We start from the raw sequence: 19734 nt of genomic DNA on the forward strand, positions 1-19734 counted from the left end.
AATCGTGGGAACGCCTGAGTCATCGCCGGCAGCCGCCTTTGCGGGGTTGTGCAGCAATGGCCCTGCCTCCCGAAAAGTGTAAAAGAGATGATTACTCGAGCAGATCGCTCTGTGCCTGATATCGGAAACAACTCATTTGCCCGCGCATTGCGTATTCTACCTCAACGAGAAAGACGTTTCGGTACTTACCTGCGTTGGGTTCGGCTCTTTTCCTGCCTATTCCGGGTCTGGCGACTTCACCAACCGTCCCGCGGCGGCCGGTAACAGAAATAATGGTCCTCTCCCGCTGGGGCTCTACCATATCCTTGACCGGCGGTGCGGAGGTCGACTGGGCGTCGTCAGGGATCATGTCGGTGATTTCTTCGCAGGTACCCATCGTCAGGACTGGTTTGCCCTCTACCGTGATGACGGCATCATAGACGATCAGACATCGATAGATGGCATCAGACGCGGGGCTTTCCGGCTGCATCCCGTTGGGTTCTGGGGGATCAGCAAGGGATGCATTACATTGCCTGACACCCATGATTTCTATCGCCTGCGTGAATTCCTGCTCGCTCAATCGCCGGCCTATGTGAACGGGATGCGGTCTTACGGGACGCTGGACGTCAGATGAAAGCGCTTGTCACCCTGCCAGTCGCCATTCTGGTCTATCTCGCTCTGGGTAATGCGACCCATCACTACTTTGCCTGGTCGGGTCGAAGCTGGAAGATCCTGTCGCCCGTTTTTTACGTCAATGACGCTCTTGCCCTGGGTCTGAGCCAGGCCAGCATCATCATGACGACCATGATGCTTGTCAGCCTTATACTGGCCTATGTCATCGTGACAGGGCTGGGTGCGTTGATGAGTTGCCGCAAGGCCTGAATTCCGCAGGATACAGCAGGCAGTGTTCGCAGTCGTGACAATTCGGGACGCCTTGAGCGTTACCGGATCGCGCTCAGAAACCGCGTAGAAAGGCCAGACATGCGACGCGCAGTGCCGAGGCGAGCGGGCGTTCCGGCGGGCGGGTTGCATCGATACTGGCGATCAGGGAAGCCAGCGAATTGCCGGCACTCATTTCCTCCAGCACGGCCCAGAATTCAGGCTCCAGAGCGATGCTGGTGCGGTGGCGTGACAGCGTAAAGCTGCGTTTGACGAGATCACTCAATGTCTTCGTTACCCAGCAACTCAGCTCGTGCCCATTCTGCCGCTTCAGCCACCATCGGGTTCTCGTCCCCGGTCAGGGTTTCGATCAGGGCCAGATGGTCAGTGTTGTGCGAATTCCCGAGCGCGATCAGAACATTGCGCACAAAGCGGTTGCGGCCAATGCGCTTGATGGGCGAGCCGGAGAAAAAGCTGCGAAATCCGGCATCGTCCAGCCTGGCCAGATCTTCCAGCCGGGGCGCCATCAGATCGGCACGGGGCTGAAGCTTCATATGGCGCGAGGTGGCGGCAAAACGGTTCCACGGGCAGGCATTGAGGCAGTCGTCACAGCCATAGATGCGATTGCCCATGGGCTTGCGAAATTCGACTGGGATCGGCCCGTCATGCTCGATGGTGAGATAGGCAATGCAGCGTCGCGCATCGAGCGCATAAGGGCGCGGAAAAGCATCGGTGGGGCAGGCGGTCAGGCAACGCGTGCAGCTGCCGCATGACCCGGCACGTGGTGGTGACGGGGTGAGGTCGAGCGTGGTGTATATTTCACCCAGAAGCAGCCATGACCCATGATCGCGGGAGACGACATTGGTATGCTTGCCCTGCCAGCCAAGCTGGGCCTGTTCAGCCAGAGGCTTTTCCATAACCGGCGCCGTATCAACAAACACCTTCACCTGTGTGCCGTCGCCACCGACATCCTGACGCACCACGAATTGCGCCAGATGCTTGAGCATGCCCTTGAGCACATCATGATAATCGCGATGGCGGGCATAGACTGAAATCGTGCCGGTATCGGGTTGGTCGAGCGTTTCGGCGGGATCGGCTTCAGGTGCATAAGACAGGCCGAGTGAGATCACGCTGCGAACCTCGGGCCAAAGGGCCTTGGGGTCGCCACGCTGGTCGATGCGCTGTTCCATCCAGCTCATGGTGCCGTGCCGCCCGTCTTCCACGAACTGGCGCAGGCGCGTGCGGGCTTCTTCGGGCAGGGTGGCGTCGCAGAACCCGATCGCATCGAAGCCGAGATGCCGCGCATGATCGGCAATGCGGTCTTCGATGCTTTTGCTCATGGGGTGAGGGGCGTCATGGGACGGGTGGCCAGTCCGGCTGGGGGAATTCGTCCTGCGTCCAGTCTCCCCCAGCCCAGCCGGCACGCAGGGCAAGCGCTTTCTGCGGCAAGGTGCCGTCTAGAATGGCAACCCGTATCTGGCGCATCAGCCGCTGGTAATAGGCCAGATTATGCCATGTCAGCAGCATCGGGCCGAGAATTTCATTGGCGCGGAACAGGTGATGAAGATAGGCGCGGCTATGGCGTGAACAGGCCAGACAATCGCAGTCCGGGCTGATCGGGCGATTATCCTCGGCATGGCGGGCATTGCGCAGATTGAGCGTGCCGCGCTCGGTATAAGCGCGCGCCGTGCGGCCTGCACGTGTGGGCATGACGCAATCGAACATGTCCACACCGCGTTCCACACCGCCCAGCAAATCATCGGGGGTGCCCACGCCCATCAGATAGCGTGCATGGTCCTGCGGCAGGAGCGGGGTGGTGAAATCGAGCGTCGAGAACATGAGTTCCTGACCTTCACCCACCGCCAGACCGCCGATGGCATAACCCTCAAAACCGATATCGGTCAGCGCCTTGGCCGAGCGCGCGCGCAGATCGCGCTCCGTGCCGCCCTGCACGATACCGAACTGGCCATAGCCGGGGCGTTGCACGAAGGCCTCGCGCGAGCGCGCCGCCCAGCGCATGGACAATTCCATGGAGGATTCGAGGCGCTCCGGCGTGGCGGGCAGGGCGGGGCATTCATCGAAGCACATGGTGATGGTGGCATCCAGCGCGTGCTGGATGTCGGTGCTGCTCTCTGGCGTCAGACGATGCTTGGAGCCGTCGATATGGGAGTTGAAGGTCACCCCGTCCTGATCGAGCTTGCGCAGCGCGCCGAGCGACATGACCTGAAACCCGCCTGAATCGGTCAGGATCGGGCCTGACCAGTCCATCATGCGATGCAGCCCGCCCATCTTGCGCACGCGCTCGGCACCGGGGCGCAGCATGAGGTGATAGGTATTGCCCAGAATGATACCCGCACCCGTCGAGCGCACGGCATCCATGGTCATGGCCTTGACCGTACCCACCGTGCCGACCGGCATGAAGGTAGGCGTCGGGATCGTGCCATGGGCGGTATGCAGATGGCCCGCACGCGCCTGACCGCAACAGGCCTCGGCCTTCCACTGCATTTTCGTGGCGGATTCGGTCATGGGGCGCGGTCCAGCAAGCAGGCATCTCCGTAGGAATAAAAGCGAAAGCCCTCGGCAATCGCGTGACGATAGGCCTCGCGCATGGTCTCGGTTCCGGCCAGGGCGCAGACGAGCATGAACAGGGTCGAGCGCGGCAAATGGAAATTGGTCATCAGCCGATCGACCGCACGGAAACGATAGCCTGGCTTGATGAAAATGGAGGTCTCCCCCTCCCACGGATGCACGACGCCCCGCTCATCGGCGGCGCTCTCAAGCAGACGCAGGCTGGTCGTGCCCACGGCCACGATTTTCCGGCCACTGGCGCGGGTGTCGTTGATGAGCTGTGCCGTCTGGGCGTCGATGCGGCCCCATTCGGCGTGCATCTTGTGGGTGGCAATTTCGTCACGCACGGGCAGGAAGGTGCCCGCTCCCACATGCAGGGTGAGGGTGTGGCGCTTTACGCCGCGCGCATCGAGGGCGGCCAGAACCTCGGGCGTGAAATGCAGCCCCGCCGTGGGTGCCGCAACGGCGCCCTTGTAGCGCTCGAAAATCGTGGCGTAGTCGCTATCATCCTGCGCCGTCGGGCCGGTGGGGCGGTCGATATAAGGCGGCAGGGCAAGAACGCCAGCGCGTTTGAGGAAGTCGTCAAAGGCCTCGCCCTCGGCGGAGAAGCGCATGGAGATTGCCCCATCGCCTTCATTCTCGACCACTTCAGCGGTTACGGAATCCGTGCCGAAATGCAGTGTGTCGCCCGGCTTCAGCTTGCGGGCGTTTTTCGCCAGCGCATGCCAGCTGCCATCGCTCAGGATACGATCGAGCGTGATCCCGATTTTGGCTTCACCGCGTCGTGCCGCGAGCTGAGCACGGATGACCGCCGTATCATTGGCAATCAGCAGATCGCCGGGTTCGAGCAGGCTGGGCAGATCGCTGATACGCGTCTCGGCCAAAGGCTGACCGGCAGCAACACGCAACAGGCGGGCGCTGTCACGCGGGCGGGCGGGTTCCAGAGCGATATTCTCGCGCGGAAGATCGAAATCGAAATCGGATATCTGCATGGGCGGCTTCGTTTAGGCCAGATCCGGCCTGAAATGCCAGTGCAAATAATCCTTTCCTCTCCCCGCCGTCGCGTGCGTCGTCAGGGAAGAACCGGCTGCGTGGAGCGGCAGGCCCCGCTCGTGATTTGCGGTTGAAGCTGCTCCTCGGAGCGTGTGTGACCGCTTCGGGGCAAGCCGGTACTCTCAGCCTCAGCCTGATGGCCCGGACAGAGCTTGAGGTGATCGATCAGCCAGCGCCCCGCCGGGCCGGGCGGCTCGGCTGTTGGATAGACAGCGGTCATGGGCATGGCCGATCCGCCGGGGATGAAGCCATCAATATCGAGTTCGACAAGCCTGCCGGAGTCCAGATCGGCCCTGATGCTGTGGACCGGCATGCCACCCCAGCCAAGCCCGCCAAGCAGGAAGTGATGCTTGGCGTAGAGATCGGCCAGACGCCAGGTCGAGGGTGAGAAAATGCCACGCTCGCGCCCGGCGGAAAGGGAGGTACGATCCGTCAGCACAAGCTGCACATGCCGGGCAAGTTCCTCACGTGGAATGGGACCTTCGTGACGGGCCAGGGGGTGCTCGGCCGAGGCCACCATCATGAAACGGATATCGCCCAGAACTTCCGAGGAGAGCGCGTCGGGCAGATCGGGGAGGGGGCCTGCAATGCCGATACGGGCCCGTGAATCGAGGATCGGCTCGAACACGCCCCCAAGCGCCTCGACATAAAGGCGCAGCGGCGTGTGGGGAAAGGTCTCGCGAAAGCCACGTGCCACGCGCGTCATGCGATCCATGGGAAAGAACACATCGACCACGACCGATAATTCAGGCTCGATCCCCGATGACATGCCGTAAGCGCGTGCCTTCATGTGATCCACGCCCAGTACGATGCCGCGTGCGTCCGCCAGAAGGGTCTCGCCTGCCTTGGTGAGCTGCGGGTAGCGCCCCATACGGTCAAAAAGCGCGACACCCATCTGGGATTCCAGCGTGGCGATCATCTCGCTTATGGCGGGTTGCGACCGGCGGAAGCGTCTGGCTGCGGCGGAAAAGCTGCCATCATCGGCGGCGGCAATAAAAACGCGTAGCTGATCGAGCGAGATACGGTCGAGCATTGCGCCTCTTCCCTGACTGATTATCCATAACCTGAAGCGATACTATCTATCGGAATATATCAAGTGTCCAGATGGATCAACATATGGGACGGTGCGCTCCTCACGGCAGCTGGTGAGGCTCGATACGGGCCGCCCGTCGACTCATCGAAGCTGTATTCAGGAGCGTAGTCCATGAAGATTCTTCACATCGATTCCAGCATTCTTGGTGACAATTCGGCCAGCCGGGTCCTGACGGCCGAGACGATCTCCCATCTGAAGGCGTCGCATCCCGGCGCTGAAATCACCTATCACGATCTGGCTGCGCACCCGATTCCGGTGCTCAGCGCCGGTCATGTTGCAGCGCGATTCGGCGCTGAGGTGACCGACGAGACGATTCAGGCCGATCTGGCGCGTGGTAATGCCCATGTGGATGAGCTGTTTGCCGCCGATGTGATCGTCATTGCTGTGCCTATGTACAATTTCACCGTCCCGGCCCAGCTCAAGAACTGGATTGATCGTGTCGTGGTGGCAGGCAAGACGTTCAGCTATGGCGAGAACGGCCCCGCCGGCCTTGTGCCGCAGGGCAAGAAAGTCGTGCTGATCTCGACGCGCGGCGGCAATTACACACCGGGCAACCCGGCTGCCGTCATGGACCATCAGGAGCCCTATATGAGCGCGGTCCTGGGCTTTCTGGGCCTGAAAGACATCACCTGGATCCGTGCCGAAGGTCTGAGCCGTGGGCCGGAAGCCCGTGAGGCCGCCTTCAAGGCCGCCCGGGCCGAGATCGCCGCCCTTTCTTTCTGATCAGTCAACCCTCACGCAAGGATCATCGGTTGTGAACAAGTCTTTCCTCGCCGGTCTCACGCTCGTCACCTCTCTGGCGGCATTGCCGCAGGCTCATGCCCAAAAGGGCGGGACCCCCGACCCCAAGGCCGTGCAGGCCGGCACCTATGCGGTCGAGCCTTATCACACGCAAGTCGGCTTTACGCTCCTGCATATGGGGTTCACCAATTTCTCGGGGTTCTTCTCGCAGGCATCGGGGTCGCTCACGCTCGACCCGGCTCATATCGATGCCGCGAAGCTCGATGTGACCCTGCCGATCGCCTCGGTCCAGACCACGGTGGCCAAGCTGGATGGTGAACTCAAGGGCACAGACTGGTTCGATGCCGACAAGTTCCCGACGGCGCATTTCGTTTCGACGCATATTGTACGCAATGGCGCAGGCATGGCGAGCATCAGCGGTGATCTCACCCTGCATGGCGTCACGCGTCCTGTCACCTTCAAGGCGAAGCTGATCGGCAGTGGCGTCAACCCGCTCGACAAGAAGGAGACGGTCGGGTTTGAAGGCAATGCGACAATCTCTCGTAGCGCCTTCGGTGTGTCGCGCTACGTCCCGCTGGTGGGCGATGCCGTAACCCTGCACATCGCTGCGGCTTTCGAGCGCCAGTCCTGAGCGGGGCATAACGCCCCTCGGTCAGGCCCGATGCCCATGCCGGATAACGTGCCTGACGAGAGCCCGGGATATCCGGGCCCTTTGGAGTGGATCGGTGCCGCTCCCCGATCGGACGGCATGACGCCGGCATGGGTCAGGTCAGTTGGGTAAGAAGAAGATGACTCGTCGCGACGCATCGCAGAGCACAAGCCGCCCCGCAGACGGGGCGGGGCCTAGGCGGCGCTATGACCCGGTTGCCGTAACGCTTCACTGGGTTATGGCTCTTGGTATCCTCACGCTGATCGGCATCGGGCTTGTCATGGTCCATGGCACGCTTGGCCCATCCCGACTATTTGCCCTGTATCAGCTGCACAAATCGATTGGCATCACGATCCTGATCGCCGCCTGTCTGCGCTTGATGTGGCGGTTCGTTCGTCCGCCACCGCCTCTGCCCCCTGACATGGCGCCGGGCGAGAGGCGTCTCGCAGGGCTGGCCCATCTTGCCCTGTATGCCGAGATGATCGGGCTGCCGCTTACGGGCTGGGCCGTTGTATCGAGTTCGGTGTTTGCCATCCCGACCGTATTGTTTGGCGTCATCCCCTGGCCGGATCTGCCATGGCTTTCGTCATTGCCTGACAAGAAGCCGGTCGAGGCTGTTTTCTCGGCGATCCATGCCTATGGGGCCTATCTGCTGATGGCGCTCATTGTGCTGCACGGGTTTGCGGCCCTGCGCCACCATTTCGTGCTGCATGATGAGGTGCTTGCCCGCATGCTGCCGAATTTTCTGCGGAGATCCCGTCGATGAATTTTCAGTTTCGCGCCTTGCCTGTGCGGCAGATGATTGCCCTGTTTTCAGTTCTTGTGCCCATGGCAGGAGCGACCCTCGCCCGTGCGCAGAATGTCACCGGACCCTCTACGAAGGGGCTGTCCACAAGCTGGGTGGTAGACAAGGCACATAGCCGGTTCGGTTTTACCGGAACCCAGACCGGGACGCCGTTTGAGGGAAGCTTCGCGCAGTATGAGCCCCAGATCGCGCTCGACCCTGCCCACCCTGAGACAGGGCGGATCGACATGACAATCGATCTGGCCAGCGCACAAACCGGCGACAGGCAACGTGACACGGCCCTGCCCGGATCGGACTGGTTCGACACCGCGACGTTCCCCAAAGCCCATTTTGTGTCGAACGCAATCCGCCGTGTTCAGGGCGATCAGTATCAGGCCAGCGGCACACTCACCCTGCGCGGTGTCACGCAACCCGTGACGCTGGACTTCACCCTGGATGTCACAGGGGAGACCGCTCATGCGAAAGGCCATGCCGATCTGCTGCGCAGCCGCTTCGGCGTGGGGCAGGGGCCGTGGTCAACAGGGCAGTGGGTGGCGCTCGAGGTGTCGGTGGTTTTCGATCTGGCAGCGCATCGCGCGGGCTGAGGTCGCGGTACCTCTAAACGGGTTGCTGCTGCCTGCGTCAGACGCGATGTCCTTCCCGCTAGGTCAGCGTGGAAAACCACCCCCGTATCGGGGGGTGGAGTGATGGCTGTTTTCCGCTAGATTGGGGGAACGTTTCTTACGGAGGTAAACCATGTCCTATGCTGCTCTCGATGCCGCGCGTGTCGCCAAGGCGTCCAAATCCGCCCTCACTGCGCTGGGTCAGGTGAAGGAACAGTCCGAAACCCATGTCCGCAAGACGATCATGGTCGAGCGTATCGAAGCGCTGGCCAGCGCCGCTGCCGAGACCAGCCTGCCGGGTGGTGGGCTCGTGACCCTTACCTCGGAAGAGTTCTGGCTGATCAGCAAGAACTGGTAAGGCACTATCTACATGTCAGGGCATGGCCGATGATGGCCAGTGTCCTGACGTGCAGTCATGACCTGGCAAAAGGGTGAGGTCTCACCCTTGATAGGAAGCAATTTCGATCAGGTTCCTGTCAGGATCATGAATATAGACAGACGTAATGGGCCCAAGGGCGCCGATACGGGTAACAGGTCCCTCAATGACCGCCACACCGCATTTATCCAGATGACGGATGATGTTTTCCGAGTCGATGGCGGTGGTGAAGCACAGATCGCTGACACCCGGGGCAGCGGATTCCGCTGTCGTCCAGCCCTCTGAATCGATAGGGCGCAGGTTGATCTTCTGGCCACCGAAGCTCAGGGAGACACGGTTGTTGCGACCGTATTCCTCGATTTCCATCCCGAGCACACGCTGATACCAGTTGGCGGAGAGTGCACGGTCACGAACCGTAAGAACGATATGGTCTAGACGATCAACAGTGAAGCGCATGAAGGATCGAACCTCGGCTGGCGGGGGCGTATATCAAGCACTATCAGTGTTCCGGGCCGTCTGACTAGAGACAGCATCGGGCTCGGGGGGCAGAAACCGGGCCAGTGTTGTCGCAATGCGCGGCGCAATCACCAGCAGAGACAGAAAGCGCGCCACCTGCATGGCCATGACAAAGGGCATGTTGATGGGTGTCGAGGCTGCGATAATGGCAATCGAGTCAGCACCGCCGGGGCTCGTCGCCAGATAGGCGCTCAGCACATCCACATGGGCAATATGGGCAAGGGGCCAGGACAGCAGGGCGCAACCGCCAATCAGGATGAGCGTCGAAAGCGTGACGGCGGGCAGGGTGCGCCAGACATGGTGCATGACATCGCGGGTGAAGCGTCGCCCGACCATCCAGCCAATCACCATATAGCTCGGGACGAGCAGGAAATGGGGCAGGGCGTAATGCACGCCAAAACCAGCCTGAAGGACGACTCCGCCCGCCATGCTCAGCAGCAAAGGCGCGGCACCATGACGCACGAAACGCGCCAGCAGAACCGCGCAGGCAATGACGGCAAGGCAGGGCCACAGCGTTGCGGCTTCATGGCCGATCAGGTGAAGGGCTGTTTCCGGTATCCCGACCTGACTGGTCAGGCTGGCGTGAGAGGTGCTGGCATCATGCGGCACAGGGCGGTGTGCACTGGTGATATGGGCAATGATCGATGTGGTGAGCGTTACCAGCAACACGCGCAGATACACCATGAAGGCCACAAGCCTCTGATCCGCGCCATAGGCCTCGCACAGTAGCAGAATGGCCGTGGCAGCCCCCGGAGAGGCACCCCACAGGGCCGTACTGCCGGGCATGACGCGCAATCGCGCCAGCACCCAGCCGAGGGCAAAGCTCATGACGATGACCGAGAACACCCCGCCCAGGAAGATACTCCATTGGGACAGGATCTCGCGCAGAACGCCAAGGGTCAGGCTATGCGCCATGAGCTGCCCGATGACCGCCTGAGCGACAACAGGCAGCGTGCGGTGCAGCGGTATGACACGGCCCGAAACGGCCACAGCAATGGCCGCGACCATCGCGCCGATCAGCAGGGCAGCGGGCAGGCCCAGCAGGGTGAGCCCGCCACCCAGCAAAGCGGAAAGGGCAATCAGCCCCAGCCAGAGCGACGCCCTACCTTTCATGCGTCGAACGCGATCTCGTCGCTGCGTGTGACACGGCACAGACGCGGAAAGACATGGGTTACCGCCATGTTGTGCAGATCGGCATTGAGCGAGGTGCAGGCATCCTCGGGCACGACCACATCATAGCCGAGTTCCCAGGCGTGACGCAGGGTCGATTCCACGCCGAAATTCGTGGCGATACCGGCCAGGATGATCGTCCGGATGCCCCGGCGGCGGAGTTGCAGATCAAGATTGGTACCTGTGAAGGCGCCCCATTGCTTCTTGAGTACGACAAGATCACCGGGCTGCTGGAGGTCCGGGGCAAAGTCGCTCCAGTCGGCAGGCAGGGGGCTGGAGGAGGCGAGAGGCTTGTCCACGTTATGGGGCGGCGCATCGGCAAAATCCGGGGCGAAGCCGACATGCACCAGAATGACCGGGGCACCGGCCTGACGGGCCTGCTCCGCAAGTTTCATGTTGCGCGACAGAACCTCTTGGCCCGTATGGGGGGTGACGGGCATACTCAATATGCCTTTCTGAAGATCGATCAGCACGAGCGCCGTTGTCTTGGGATCGAGAGCAAGCATGGGAGAACCCTTCTCTGATGGAAACGTCACCCGCCACTTATGCGAGGGAATCCTCGCATAAGTCAAACGCAATTGCGCCCAAGAGGCAGCGCGGGCGCGAGAGAGTGGCGCGTATCCTCGATGCTGCCGGGGCGGTTTTTGCCGAAAAAGGGGTCGATGGGACGACCATGACCGAGATCGCCACGCGCTCGGGCACGGCCATCGGGTCGCTCTACCGGTTCTTTCCCACCAAGGAGAGCATTGCCGCGACGCTTCTTGAGCGGTTCATCCATGACCGCCTTGCCGTGCTCGATCAGCTTTGCGAGACCGTCCGGCCCGGAGCGGGGGGAGAACTGGCCCGTGCGCTGCTAGATGTCTGGCTGGATAAGCGCGAGGAGCGCGATTACACGACGCTGCTTCTGGCGGCGCGACCCGACGCCGAGCACCATACGGCGCAGTGGCGCGCCAAGTTTCAGGGCCGCGTGGTGCGTATTCTGGAGAAGGCAGAACCCAGAGCACAAGCCAGTGCCGCTGCTCGTGGTGTCGTGCTGCTGCATCTCCTCAAACTTGCCCCTCAACTGGTCAGGAGCGAGGCGGACAGGGATGTCAGAACGGAAATGGAAAAGCTCGTTCTGGGGCTTGTGAATGCGGCTTGAGGGACAAGGCCGGTCTACCGCCGTGCTGGTCAGAACGACTGAAAGACAAAAGGGCGCCGCGAGGGCGCCCTTTTGGGATGGTGTCGTCAGAGCGCGGTAGCCGCGTTCAGTGAGGGCGCTTGCGGAAAGCGTCGAGACTGACAACCTGGCCATCCTCGCTGGCTGCTGGGTGGGTGGCTTCGGCCTCCTCGGGTTCAGCCTCGGGCTCTTCGGCTTCAGCCGCCATCTCGCCCGGTGCAACCGTGAAGCGCAGGGCCATACGGATATGCGGGTCAGCAAAAGCCGTGATGGCGGCAAACGGAATGACCAGAACGCTGCCGATCCCCCCGAAGGAGAGGCCGACGGAGGCCGTCATGGCATCGCGGTCTACTTTCAGATCCCAGAACTGGTGTTGCAGCACGATTGTCATGTCATGCGGATACTGCGCACGCAGACGATCGGGAATGATGACGCCCGGATAATCGGTCAGAAAGGTGAGATAGAAATGATGCTCGCCCGGCAGTCCTTCGGCGCCCGCATAATCGAGAGCACGCAGCATGACTTCGCGATAGGCGTCTTCAACCCACTCATCGTAAGGCAGCAGGCTTTCTGGCAGCTCGTGATCCATGCCGTCACCCTGATCATCATTCATTCTGGAAGATCCATCTTGCGAAAACTGATCACGCAGGGATGCGACGTTTCATGCGGGATGGCAAGGCCTTGCAGGGAAGCGCAGTGTTTCACCCATGCGCGGGCTGAACCCGCCCCGACTGCATGGCGTGGTTAGGCAGCGCGATAGGACGTTTCCGGGCGGAGGCGCATAACACCCGAAAGCCCGAACGACGGCTGTTCAGGCAGAACTTGCCTCTGACGTTGCTATCTGGAGTCCATGTTGATCTGAAAAGTGGGAGGGCTTCTGTTGCCCGGTGCCCTCCCGAACCGCGCTTATCGCTTATGCAGCGACAGCGAGCACCTTTGTGTTATCATTGGCACTTGTGATTTAGCCCGATAACGGCGGTACAATGCCGGGCAAAAGATAAGTCTTTACCACGCACGTCGAGCCTGTTTCGTCCCCTGACTTTCCGTCGGGCAGAGCCCTCGGGAAGGAATGGTGGAGACGCCGGGCACTGCCCCCGGGTCCGTAACGATTATTCCACTTACCGTTTATCGCCATAGCCAAGGGCAAGCCCTCCGGCACCGATGCATATAGGGTGTTGCTGTGCGCCCGGCAAGGGGTGGTTTGTCACCGCATTCCGCGCGTCATACCAAGCCGGTTGAATCGTGATGAACCATGAGTGCCCGTTTCCTGATGGCGCCTGATATGTAGGGGTGTCAGAAGCGGACAAATTGTCTCGCGAGGCGAAGTGCAGGTGTCTAAGCCGGCATTCCTGTGGTAAGCCTCGGCCCATGCCGCTGACACCAGAACAACGCGCCGAGATCGACGCCTCCCGCCTTACGCCCTCTCAGACGAGCCGGCCGACCGTGCCTGCCCTGGAGGCGATTCTTTTCAATCCGATCGAGCTGCTCGACCACGGTTTCGTTCGTGTGGTCGATTACATGGGCGATGATGGCGCGGTGGTACAGGCTGCGCGCGTGTCCTATGGGCGCGGCACCAAGAAGGTATCCGAGGATACCGGGTTGATCCGTTATCTGATGCGCCATCGTCATTCGACGCCGTTCGAGATGTGCGAGATCAAGTTCCATGTGAAGCTGCCTGTATTTGTGGCGCGTCAGTGGATTCGCCATCGTATGGCGAACGTGAACGAGTATTCGGCGCGTTACTCGATTCTCGACCGCGAATTCTATCTGCCCGATCCCGAGCAGGTTTCGGCCCAGAGCGTTTCCAACCGTCAGGGTCGTGCTGAGGCGCTTTCGCCCGACAAGGCCGCCGAGGTGCTCGACCTGCTGCGTCAGGACGCCTCGCGCTGCTATGACAATTACGAGACGATGCTCGACCCCGAGGGCTATGGTCTGGCGCGTGAACTTGCGCGCATGAACCTGACGCTCAACACCTACACGCAGTGGTACTGGAAGATTGACCTCCACAACCTGCTGCACTTCCTGAGCCTGCGTGCTGACAGCCACGCGCAGTATGAGATCCGGGTCTATGCCGAGGCGATGCTCGATATCCTGCGTGCCTGGGTGCCCATCACGGCATCGGCCTTCGAGGACTATCGACTGGGCGCGTTCACCTTCTCGGCAGGCATGATTGCCGTGCTGCAGCGCCAGCTGGCCGGTGAGACTGTGACACAGGCCGATTCAGGGCTGAGCAAGCGCGAATGGGACGAAATGCAGGCCGTTCTGGTCAAGGGCTGACCCGGTGAACGATCTGCACCGCATCATGAAGGACGGGGTGCCTGACCCCGATCCGCAGCGCAAACTCCCCTCGATCATGCCCTGGGCGATCGTTGCGCTTGTTCTGGTGCTGATCTCGCTTGGCATAAGGCTGTTCTGGCCCATTCCCACCGCCGAGAAACTGCCGCTCTGCGATCCTTCTGCGAAGGCGCAGACGGCGTGCGTGCGTACCAACCCCATACCGGCGCCAGCGGGTAACCCGACGCACTGAGTTTGTTCCGGCGATCGGGCTATGCGCCTGCTGATGGTCGGACAGTCTTATTATCCATGAGCGGAATGAACGCCCCACCCAGCCTGGGTGGGCGAGGCGTCATTCAGGAATTGAGCCCCATCCAGCTGGGATGACGATGCTCGATCCAGGCAAGAAGTCTGCCGCTCCATCGACGCAGAAGGGGGATATCCTCCGCCAGCAGAAAAAAGCCCAGAGGCAGCATCCAGACGCCAAGAACAGGAAGGAAAGCCAGGCAGCCACCGACCATGAAGAGAAGCCCCGCCGGAATACGGATCCAGATCCTCGACGGCGCGAGCAACCAGCGCACGGTTTTTGCGAGGCGTGCGGGTAGCCGGTCGATCAGCAGCCCGAGCCGACGTTGCCGCTCGGCTTCATCGCGCTCGGCCTTGCTCTTCTGGCCTTCAGAATGAACGGTGTCATGGGCGGAGGCCGAGTTCGTGGAAGCTGGGTCTCTGGTCATGGTTTTCATTACTGCTCAAGGGTGGCGTGCGACGATCCCCCTGTGTGACGTTGTCGGAAAAGTGAGGGATTCCGCAGTGGGTCTGACCGAAACCCCGAAGCCTGCTGCTGGTTCTGCATCCAACCCGGAAAACAATACCGGGGATGAACAAAAAGGCCCGATAAGGAGGCAAAATCCCATGATGTATCCGACACTGGACAGCCTGTACGAGGCAATAAAGACTGGCGCGGTTGGCCTGACATCCTCGCTTCCCACCTATGGCGGCGAGGAGCCGCTAAACGCCCCTGAAATCTGGTCCTGGGACGCAGACCGCTACATGGTGGGCAGCTGCGCTGCTGATCTCTCGCTCGTCCCCCGTGATGAATGGCGCGGCGTCACGACGGAGCGCTGAACCGCGCAGTGAGCCTCCCCGATTGTCGGCTCAGACTGATCGGGAGGCAGTGGTTCGTTTTTGAGGCAGGCGCGAAGGTCAGACCTTATATTTCAGACCCAGAACCCGGACCTCAGCGTAGGGATTCGGATCGTCTCGTCGGGTCATGAACATGGACAGGGCGTTGAAGCTTCTGATGTCGTCGGTCAGGGCAGGGGCTTTTCTATAAGGAGGCAGAAGCTTTCAGGGTTTGTCTTGTACCGGGGTGGCGCCTCTCAAATGTTGTGGTTCGGCCGCTTTCTTTGCTGCAATAAGCTCCGCAGGATCACGCGATGCTGAACCCCTGTTCCTGAGCCCTGTTCGAACGGCGGAGTCCTGAGGGGAACGTTGTTTCGCCACTCGATACAACCCGATACCCGATACCCGATGCCGGTGTCAGTGTCTGACGCCTTTGTGCTGTATGAGGGAAAGGCGGGGCGATCGGGTCAGCGTCTCTCCAGTGTACCGAACGGCACCGGACGATTCCCCTGGCGGTGCTGTGCCAGCCGATCAACCATAAGCCCGACATAATTTGTGCTATGAGAGAAGCGCCCGGACGGCATGTCGGGGCGTGGTGTGGCAGCAGATTCCGAGGGGTGGTGTCGATCTTGTCGTCCAGAAAATCGGTGAGGCGTCTTGGCCTCGCAGGCGGTTGCCTCGTGCCCTTGAGCCTTGCTGCCTGTACGCCCGCGCCGCCTGCGCATCCTGATGATATCTGCTCGGTCTTTCACGAAAAGCGGGGCTGGTATCATGCGGCGCTGCGCCAGGAGAAGAAATGGAATGTGCCATTCTCCGTTCCGATGGCGATCATGTATCAGGAATCCGGGTACCACAGTAACCTGCATACGAAGCGCACCTACATTCTGTGGTTCATCCCCTGGGGCTACGTCACCACGGCTTACGGGTACCCGCAGGCCAAGACGGATATCTGGCAGGACTATCAGAAGGCGACCGATACCAGCGCCAGTCGTGAGAATTTCGCCGACTCGCTCGATTTCATCAACTGGTACGTAACCAACACCCGCAAGCAGAACCGAGTGCCCGTGACGGATGGGATGCGGCAATATCTGGCCTATCACGAGGGCTGGGGCGGGTACCGCAAGCGATCCTATGCCAGCAAGGGGTGGCTCATGACCGTCGCGCGCAAGGTAGGTGCACGGGCCAACGTCTATGCCGCGCAATATGCCAGCTGTGAGAACGACCTCAAGGACAAGGGATTCTGGAGCTGGCTTTTCTAGATATCCTGCATCAGATCCATTCCGTGTGGTTGATAGGGATGGCAGATCTGAGCGGTGTATTTGCATTGTACTGAAGCCGCCAGACTGGTTCTGCCCTCCTGCGAGGCCTCGATCCCGGTCAGTAATGAGAAGGGGGGCGGCCCATGATGTTCGGGCGCTGTCTCAGGCAGCGCCAACCTGGCGGCATCCTTCAGGAATATGACGCGCCAGAAAAGCGGCGAACTCACGAAAAGCTGGGCCACGCGGATCGGAGCTGCGCCAGACCAGGCCGATCTGTCGGCTGGCTGAAGGCAGCGTGCGCGTGACCACGAGTTCGTCCCATTCGGCACGGTTGCGCAGGGCAAGCTGCGGAATGAGCGAATAGCCCTCGCCGGCACCGATCATGTGCCAGAGCATTTCCAGACTGGTGGCAAGGCGCTGCTGGTCGCGCATGGGCATCATACCGCAGACAGCCAGCGCCTGATCGCGCAGACAATGGCCGTCTTCGAGCAGTAGCAAGCCGTTCTCGCCATGATCGCCCGCGAGATCCTGCATGGCGAGTGTTTCGCGCTCTGCCAATGGGTGCGTGCGAGGGAACACGGCCAGAAAGGGCTCCTCGAACAGTGGCGCGGTCTCGAAGCTCTCTCCCGAAACGGGCAAGGCTGCAAAGACGAGATCCAACTCGTTCTGGCGCAGGCGGGCCAGCATCGTGTTGGTCAGGCTCTCGGTCAGCTGCAATTTCAGTTCCGGATAGGACCGGCGCAACAGGGGCAGGAGGCTCGGCACATAATAGGGGCCCAGCGTTGCGATAACGCCGATGCGCAGCAATCCTTCCAGCGGACCCGTGCGGGCACGGGCAGCCTCGATCATCGCGCGGGCCGAGGCCAGAACCTCGCGGCCCATGGCGATGAGCCGGATACCATCAGGCGTAGGGGCTACATGGCGGCGTGAGCGCTCGAACAGTGTGACATCGAGCAGCATTTCAAGCTTGCGGACCTGTTCCGACAATCCGGCCTGGCTGACACCGCATCGTTCGGCGGCACGCGAGAAATTGCGAAGATCATCGACAGCCACCACATACTCGATGTCACGCAGGGAAAGCCCGGAAAGAGGAATATAGGTCATATCCATAGATAAGACCAATGTGACCGGTTTGTGAAAGCGGTTTTGCCTATATCTGCCATTGACAGAAACGATTTCCGGGGCGTTCGTGTTCGTGGGACAAAGAGCCCGTCATCAAACAGAGATGTGAAAAGGGAGCATATCGCATGCCACGCATCAATTCGACCGTGAAGCCTTTCGAGACCGACGCCTATCATGATGGCAAGTTCATCAAGGTGTCTGAAGCCGATGTGAAGGGGAAGTGGTCTGTCTTCTTCTTCTACCCCGCTGACTTCACCTTCGTCTGCCCGACCGAACTTGAAGACCTCGCCGAGAATTACGAGACCTTCAAGCAGCTTGGCGTCGAGATCTACTCGGTCTCCACCGACAAGCACTTCACACACAAGGCATGGCACGACACGTCGCCAGCCATCGGCAAGATCAAGTATGTGATGCTGGCCGACCCGACGGGCACGATCAGCCGCAACTTCGATGTCATGATCGAGGAAGCCGGAATGGCCGATCGCGGCACGTTCCTGATCGATCCGGAAGGCAAGATCCAGTACATCGAAGTCACTTCCGGTGGCGTCGGCCGCTCGGCTGCCGAGCTGATCGAGAAGATCCGCGCAGCCCAGTATGTAGCGTCGCATCCGGGCGAAGTCTGCCCTGCGAAGTGGAAAGAGGGTGAAGCCACCCTGTCTCCGTCGCTCGACCTGATCGGCAAGATCTGAGGTCGTCTGGCCCGGCTTTCATGCCGGGCCAACCCCGCCGGGATCATCCGGCGCAGTTTTTCGGAAAGAGCAGGATCAGCCTGATGTTGCAGGACCCCATCAAGTCAAAGCTTTCGACCTATCTCGCCAATTTGGGCCACCCGGTCGTGCTTGAAGCGTCCCTCGACGGGAGCGCGAAAGCGCGGGAGATGGGTGAACTCCTTCAGGAAGTTGCTGCCCTTTCCGATAAAGTGACCTATTCGGAAGACGGTGTCAGCGAGCGTCGTCCGTCCTTCCTGATCCGTCGTGGCGACAGCCGACATGGCGTGAATTTTGCGGCCATCCCGATGGGGCATGAATTCACTTCCTTCGTGCTGGCGTTGCTTCAGGCGGGTGGCCATCCGCCCAAGATCGAGCCGGCAATTGCCGAGCAGATCAAGGGGCTCGCAGGCGAGTTCCGCTTCGAGATCTTCGTCTCGCTGTCGTGCCAGAACTGCCCTGATGTGGTGCAGGCCCTGAACGCCATGAGCGTGCTCAACCCGGCCATCAATGTCACCACCATCGACGGTGCCCTGTTCCAGGAGGAAGTGGCATCGAAGAACATCATGACTGTGCCACAGGTCTATCTGAACGGCATGGCCTTCGGTTCTGGCCGCATGGATGTGAACCAGATCCTCGCCAAGCTGGATGACGACGCCCCGCGTCGTGCGGCAGAGCGTCTGAAGGACATGCCTGCCTTCGATGTGCTGATCATCGGCAGCGGCCCTGCTGGCGCGTCAGCTGCCATCTACGCAGCACGCAAGGGACTGCGGACGGGGCTTGTGGCTGACCGCTTCGGTGGTCAGGTCATGGACACGGCTGGGATCGAGAACTTCATCTCGATCAAAGAAACCGAGGGACCCAAGCTCTCTGCCCAGCTCGAAGCCCATGTGCGCAGCTATGATGTGGAGATCATCTCCGGTCAGCGTGCCAAGGAACTCTTCCCCGCCGCGCGACCGGGTGGGCTGCATGGCATCGCGCTTGAGAGCGGGGCGATCCTGCACAGCCGCACGGTCATTCTGACCACAGGAGCTCACTGGCGTCAGCTGGGTGTGCCGGGTGAGGAGCAGTATCGCACCAAGGGTGTGGCCTATTGCCCGCATTGCGATGGCCCGTTCTACAAGGGCAAGCGTGTTGCCGTGGCTGGCGGCGGCAATAGTGGTGTCGAGGCGGCCATCGATCTGGCAGGTATCGTCGGTCATGTCACGTTGTTGCAGCGCAGCTCCAAGCTCAAGGCCGACAAGGTGTTGCAGGACAAGCTGCGCAGCCTGCCCAATGTGACGGTTCTGACCGAGGCGCTGACGAGCCGCATTGAGGGTGACGGTAACAAGGTCAACGGCCTGACCTATCGCGGTGGCGATGGCAAGGACCACAGGATCGAGCTGGAAGGCGTGTTCGTCCAGATCGGGCTGCTGCCCAACACTGAGTGGCTGCGCAATACGCTGGCACTGAACGATTTTGGCGAGATCAAGGTCGATGATCACGGCGCAACCTCTGTGCCGGGCGTCTTTGCCGCAGGCGATGCGACGACGACGCCCTACAAGCAGATCGTGATTGCCGTGGGCGAGGGAGCGAAGAGCGCCCTTTCCGCCTTCGACTATCTGATCCGTCTGCCTGCCGAGTAACGCCTGTGGGAACAATCGGGCACGGGTCAGGCCGT

At 60.9% G+C, this 19734-nt stretch carries 25 protein-coding genes and 1 other RNA gene; 14 read left to right on the forward strand and 12 right to left on the reverse strand.

Annotation, left to right across the window (positions count from 1 at the left end):
- Window positions 1-136 precede the first annotated feature (136 nt).
- Together ED655_RS04190 and ED655_RS04195 are read left to right on the forward strand one after the other, a co-directional pair.
- Window positions 137-613 (forward strand): DUF2778 domain-containing protein, encoded by a 477-nt coding sequence (locus ED655_RS04190; RefSeq protein ID WP_122049122.1) that lies wholly within the window; start codon window positions 137-139, stop codon window positions 611-613.
- Complete coding sequence (locus ED655_RS04195) at window positions 610-861, forward strand: hypothetical protein (RefSeq protein ID WP_122049123.1); 252 nt, start codon at window positions 610-612, stop codon at window positions 859-861. The genes ED655_RS04190 and ED655_RS04195 overlap by 4 nt, the downstream gene beginning before the upstream one ends.
- 73 nt (window positions 862-934) lie before the next feature.
- Here ED655_RS04195 and ED655_RS04200 read toward each other — a convergent pair whose 3' ends face one another.
- From ED655_RS04200 to ED655_RS04220, 5 genes are all read right to left on the reverse strand, one after another.
- Window positions 935-1144 carry a ribbon-helix-helix domain-containing protein gene (locus ED655_RS04200; protein WP_122049124.1) on the reverse strand — a complete coding sequence of 70 codons (210 nt, stop codon included), beginning with the start codon at window positions 1142-1144 and terminating at the stop codon, window positions 935-937.
- On the reverse strand, window positions 1137-2198 hold the full coding sequence (gene queG, locus ED655_RS04205) for a tRNA epoxyqueuosine(34) reductase QueG (RefSeq protein ID WP_122049125.1): 1062 nt from the start codon (window positions 2196-2198) through the stop codon (window positions 1137-1139). The genes ED655_RS04200 and queG overlap by 8 nt, the downstream gene beginning before the upstream one ends.
- 13 nt (window positions 2199-2211) lie before the next feature.
- Window positions 2212-3384 (reverse strand): tRNA guanosine(34) transglycosylase Tgt, encoded by a 1173-nt coding sequence (gene tgt / locus ED655_RS04210; RefSeq protein ID WP_122049126.1) that lies wholly within the window; start codon window positions 3382-3384, stop codon window positions 2212-2214.
- Entirely contained in the window at window positions 3381-4418 is a 1038-nt protein-coding gene (queA, locus tag ED655_RS04215; RefSeq protein ID WP_122049127.1) for a tRNA preQ1(34) S-adenosylmethionine ribosyltransferase-isomerase QueA, read from the reverse strand. Before queA ends, tgt begins: the two co-directional genes overlap by 4 nt.
- 80 nt (window positions 4419-4498) lie before the next feature.
- On the reverse strand, window positions 4499-5512 hold the full coding sequence (locus ED655_RS04220) for a LysR family transcriptional regulator (RefSeq protein WP_122049128.1): 1014 nt from the start codon (window positions 5510-5512) through the stop codon (window positions 4499-4501).
- Between the two features lie 171 nt (window positions 5513-5683).
- On the opposite strand from ED655_RS04220, the gene ED655_RS04225 reads away from it, so the two are divergent.
- The 5 genes from ED655_RS04225 to ED655_RS04245 all read left to right on the forward strand — a co-directional run bounded on the left by ED655_RS04225 (window position 5684) and on the right by ED655_RS04245 (window position 8727).
- Window positions 5684-6295 carry an FMN-dependent NADH-azoreductase gene (locus ED655_RS04225; protein WP_122038905.1) on the forward strand — a complete coding sequence of 204 codons (612 nt, stop codon included), beginning with the start codon at window positions 5684-5686 and terminating at the stop codon, window positions 6293-6295.
- Between the two features lie 31 nt (window positions 6296-6326).
- Window positions 6327-6944 (forward strand): YceI family protein, encoded by a 618-nt coding sequence (locus tag ED655_RS04230; protein ID WP_122049129.1) that lies wholly within the window; start codon window positions 6327-6329, stop codon window positions 6942-6944.
- Window positions 6945-7101: 157 nt separating this feature from the next.
- Window positions 7102-7728, forward strand: coding sequence for a cytochrome b (locus tag ED655_RS04235; RefSeq protein ID WP_122049232.1), 627 nt, complete (start codon window positions 7102-7104; stop codon window positions 7726-7728).
- The gene (locus tag ED655_RS04240; protein ID WP_240993494.1) at window positions 7725-8351 is read left to right on the forward strand and encodes a YceI family protein; all 627 of its coding nucleotides are present in this window, start codon (window positions 7725-7727) and stop codon (window positions 8349-8351) included. Before ED655_RS04235 ends, ED655_RS04240 begins: the two co-directional genes overlap by 4 nt.
- 151 nt (window positions 8352-8502) lie before the next feature.
- Window positions 8503-8727 (forward strand): hypothetical protein, encoded by a 225-nt coding sequence (locus ED655_RS04245; RefSeq protein ID WP_023979083.1) that lies wholly within the window; start codon window positions 8503-8505, stop codon window positions 8725-8727.
- 81 nt (window positions 8728-8808) lie between these two features.
- On the opposite strand, the gene ED655_RS04250 is transcribed toward ED655_RS04245, so the two are convergent.
- From ED655_RS04250 to ED655_RS04260, 3 genes are read right to left on the reverse strand one after another with little or no spacing between them, the layout of a single operon-like run.
- Window positions 8809-9201, reverse strand: coding sequence for a VOC family protein (locus ED655_RS04250; RefSeq protein WP_062164071.1), 393 nt, complete (start codon window positions 9199-9201; stop codon window positions 8809-8811).
- A 33-nt stretch (window positions 9202-9234) separates the two neighbouring features.
- A complete protein-coding gene (locus ED655_RS04255) occupies window positions 9235-10374 on the reverse strand; it encodes an AbrB family transcriptional regulator (protein WP_122049130.1) in 1140 nt (379 codons plus the stop codon).
- Window positions 10371-10937, reverse strand: coding sequence for a hydrolase (locus ED655_RS04260; protein ID WP_122049131.1), 567 nt, complete (start codon window positions 10935-10937; stop codon window positions 10371-10373). The genes ED655_RS04255 and ED655_RS04260 overlap by 4 nt, the downstream gene beginning before the upstream one ends.
- Window positions 10938-10954: 17 nt before the next feature.
- On the opposite strand from ED655_RS04260, the gene ED655_RS04265 reads away from it, so the two are divergent.
- Window positions 10955-11572 (forward strand): TetR/AcrR family transcriptional regulator, encoded by a 618-nt coding sequence (locus tag ED655_RS04265; RefSeq protein WP_122049132.1) that lies wholly within the window; start codon window positions 10955-10957, stop codon window positions 11570-11572.
- A gap of 106 nt (window positions 11573-11678) precedes the next feature.
- On the opposite strand, the gene ED655_RS04270 is transcribed toward ED655_RS04265, so the two are convergent.
- Entirely contained in the window at window positions 11679-12203 is a 525-nt protein-coding gene (locus tag ED655_RS04270) for an SspB family protein (RefSeq protein WP_122049133.1), read from the reverse strand.
- 251 nt (window positions 12204-12454) lie between these two features.
- Window positions 12455-12787, reverse strand: a transfer-messenger RNA (tmRNA) gene (gene ssrA / locus ED655_RS04275).
- A 171-nt stretch (window positions 12788-12958) separates the two neighbouring features.
- Between ssrA and thyX the strand changes: the two genes are divergently transcribed.
- Together thyX and ED655_RS04285 are read left to right on the forward strand one after the other, a co-directional pair.
- Window positions 12959-13867 carry an FAD-dependent thymidylate synthase gene (thyX, locus tag ED655_RS04280; RefSeq protein ID WP_062164076.1) on the forward strand — a complete coding sequence of 303 codons (909 nt, stop codon included), beginning with the start codon at window positions 12959-12961 and terminating at the stop codon, window positions 13865-13867.
- Window positions 13868-13871: 4 nt separating this feature from the next.
- Window positions 13872-14117: a hypothetical protein gene (locus ED655_RS04285; protein WP_122049134.1), complete on the forward strand. Its 246-nt coding sequence runs from the start codon at window positions 13872-13874 to the stop codon at window positions 14115-14117.
- Between the two features lie 103 nt (window positions 14118-14220).
- Here ED655_RS04285 and ED655_RS04290 read toward each other — a convergent pair whose 3' ends face one another.
- Entirely contained in the window at window positions 14221-14598 is a 378-nt protein-coding gene (locus ED655_RS04290; protein WP_240993495.1) for a hypothetical protein, read from the reverse strand.
- 178 nt (window positions 14599-14776) lie between these two features.
- Between ED655_RS04290 and ED655_RS04295 the strand changes: the two genes are divergently transcribed.
- Both ED655_RS04295 and ED655_RS04300 read left to right on the forward strand, forming a co-directional pair.
- A complete protein-coding gene (locus tag ED655_RS04295) occupies window positions 14777-14989 on the forward strand; it encodes a hypothetical protein (RefSeq protein ID WP_023979073.1) in 213 nt (70 codons plus the stop codon).
- A 626-nt stretch (window positions 14990-15615) separates the two neighbouring features.
- Window positions 15616-16245 carry a transglycosylase SLT domain-containing protein gene (locus tag ED655_RS04300; protein WP_023979072.1) on the forward strand — a complete coding sequence of 210 codons (630 nt, stop codon included), beginning with the start codon at window positions 15616-15618 and terminating at the stop codon, window positions 16243-16245.
- Window positions 16246-16407: 162 nt separating this feature from the next.
- On the opposite strand, the gene ED655_RS04310 is transcribed toward ED655_RS04300, so the two are convergent.
- Window positions 16408-17349 (reverse strand): hydrogen peroxide-inducible genes activator, encoded by a 942-nt coding sequence (locus ED655_RS04310; protein WP_122049236.1) that lies wholly within the window; start codon window positions 17347-17349, stop codon window positions 16408-16410.
- 143 nt (window positions 17350-17492) lie between these two features.
- Between ED655_RS04310 and ahpC the strand changes: the two genes are divergently transcribed.
- Together ahpC and ahpF are read left to right on the forward strand one after the other, a co-directional pair.
- Entirely contained in the window at window positions 17493-18056 is a 564-nt protein-coding gene (ahpC, locus tag ED655_RS04315) for an alkyl hydroperoxide reductase subunit C (protein WP_023979070.1), read from the forward strand.
- An 83-nt stretch (window positions 18057-18139) separates the two neighbouring features.
- Complete coding sequence (gene ahpF, locus ED655_RS04320) at window positions 18140-19699, forward strand: alkyl hydroperoxide reductase subunit F (RefSeq protein WP_122049237.1); 1560 nt, start codon at window positions 18140-18142, stop codon at window positions 19697-19699.
- Window positions 19700-19734 lie beyond the last annotated feature (35 nt).

Source organism: Asaia bogorensis (assembly GCF_900465345.1).
Classification (GTDB): Bacteria; Pseudomonadota; Alphaproteobacteria; order Acetobacterales; family Acetobacteraceae; genus Asaia; species Asaia bogorensis_A.

Bases quoted from the DNA above. Each gene is read 5' to 3' on its own strand.
- ED655_RS04245 (WP_023979083.1), top strand. From the start codon at position 8,503: ATGTCCTATGCTGCTCTCGATGCCGCGCGTGTCGCCAAGGCGTCCAAA.
- ED655_RS04310 (WP_122049236.1), bottom strand. From the start codon at position 17,349: ATGACCTATATTCCTCTTTCCGGGCTTTCCCTGCGTGACATCGAGTAT.
- ED655_RS04265 (WP_122049132.1), top strand. From the start codon at position 10,955: ATGGAAACGTCACCCGCCACTTATGCGAGGGAATCCTCGCATAAGTCA.
- thyX (WP_062164076.1), top strand. From the start codon at position 12,959: ATGCCGCTGACACCAGAACAACGCGCCGAGATCGACGCCTCCCGCCTT.
- ED655_RS04270 (WP_122049133.1), bottom strand. From the start codon at position 12,203: ATGAATGATGATCAGGGTGACGGCATGGATCACGAGCTGCCAGAAAGC.
- ED655_RS04235 (WP_122049232.1), top strand. From the start codon at position 7,102: ATGACTCGTCGCGACGCATCGCAGAGCACAAGCCGCCCCGCAGACGGG.
- ED655_RS04240 (WP_240993494.1), top strand. From the start codon at position 7,725: ATGAATTTTCAGTTTCGCGCCTTGCCTGTGCGGCAGATGATTGCCCTG.
- tgt (WP_122049126.1), bottom strand. From the start codon at position 3,384: ATGACCGAATCCGCCACGAAAATGCAGTGGAAGGCCGAGGCCTGTTGC.
- ahpF (WP_122049237.1), top strand. From the start codon at position 18,140: ATGTTGCAGGACCCCATCAAGTCAAAGCTTTCGACCTATCTCGCCAAT.
- ED655_RS04295 (WP_023979073.1), top strand. From the start codon at position 14,777: ATGATGTATCCGACACTGGACAGCCTGTACGAGGCAATAAAGACTGGC.
- ED655_RS04260 (WP_122049131.1), bottom strand. From the start codon at position 10,937: ATGCTTGCTCTCGATCCCAAGACAACGGCGCTCGTGCTGATCGATCTT.
- ED655_RS04220 (WP_122049128.1), bottom strand. From the start codon at position 5,512: ATGCTCGACCGTATCTCGCTCGATCAGCTACGCGTTTTTATTGCCGCC.
- ED655_RS04195 (WP_122049123.1), top strand. From the start codon at position 610: ATGAAAGCGCTTGTCACCCTGCCAGTCGCCATTCTGGTCTATCTCGCT.
- ED655_RS04250 (WP_062164071.1), bottom strand. From the start codon at position 9,201: ATGCGCTTCACTGTTGATCGTCTAGACCATATCGTTCTTACGGTTCGT.
- ahpC (WP_023979070.1), top strand. From the start codon at position 17,493: ATGCCACGCATCAATTCGACCGTGAAGCCTTTCGAGACCGACGCCTAT.
- ED655_RS04225 (WP_122038905.1), top strand. From the start codon at position 5,684: ATGAAGATTCTTCACATCGATTCCAGCATTCTTGGTGACAATTCGGCC.
- queA (WP_122049127.1), bottom strand. From the start codon at position 4,418: ATGCAGATATCCGATTTCGATTTCGATCTTCCGCGCGAGAATATCGCT.
- ED655_RS04290 (WP_240993495.1), bottom strand. From the start codon at position 14,598: ATGACCAGAGACCCAGCTTCCACGAACTCGGCCTCCGCCCATGACACC.
- ED655_RS04255 (WP_122049130.1), bottom strand. From the start codon at position 10,374: ATGAAAGGTAGGGCGTCGCTCTGGCTGGGGCTGATTGCCCTTTCCGCT.
- queG (WP_122049125.1), bottom strand. From the start codon at position 2,198: ATGAGCAAAAGCATCGAAGACCGCATTGCCGATCATGCGCGGCATCTC.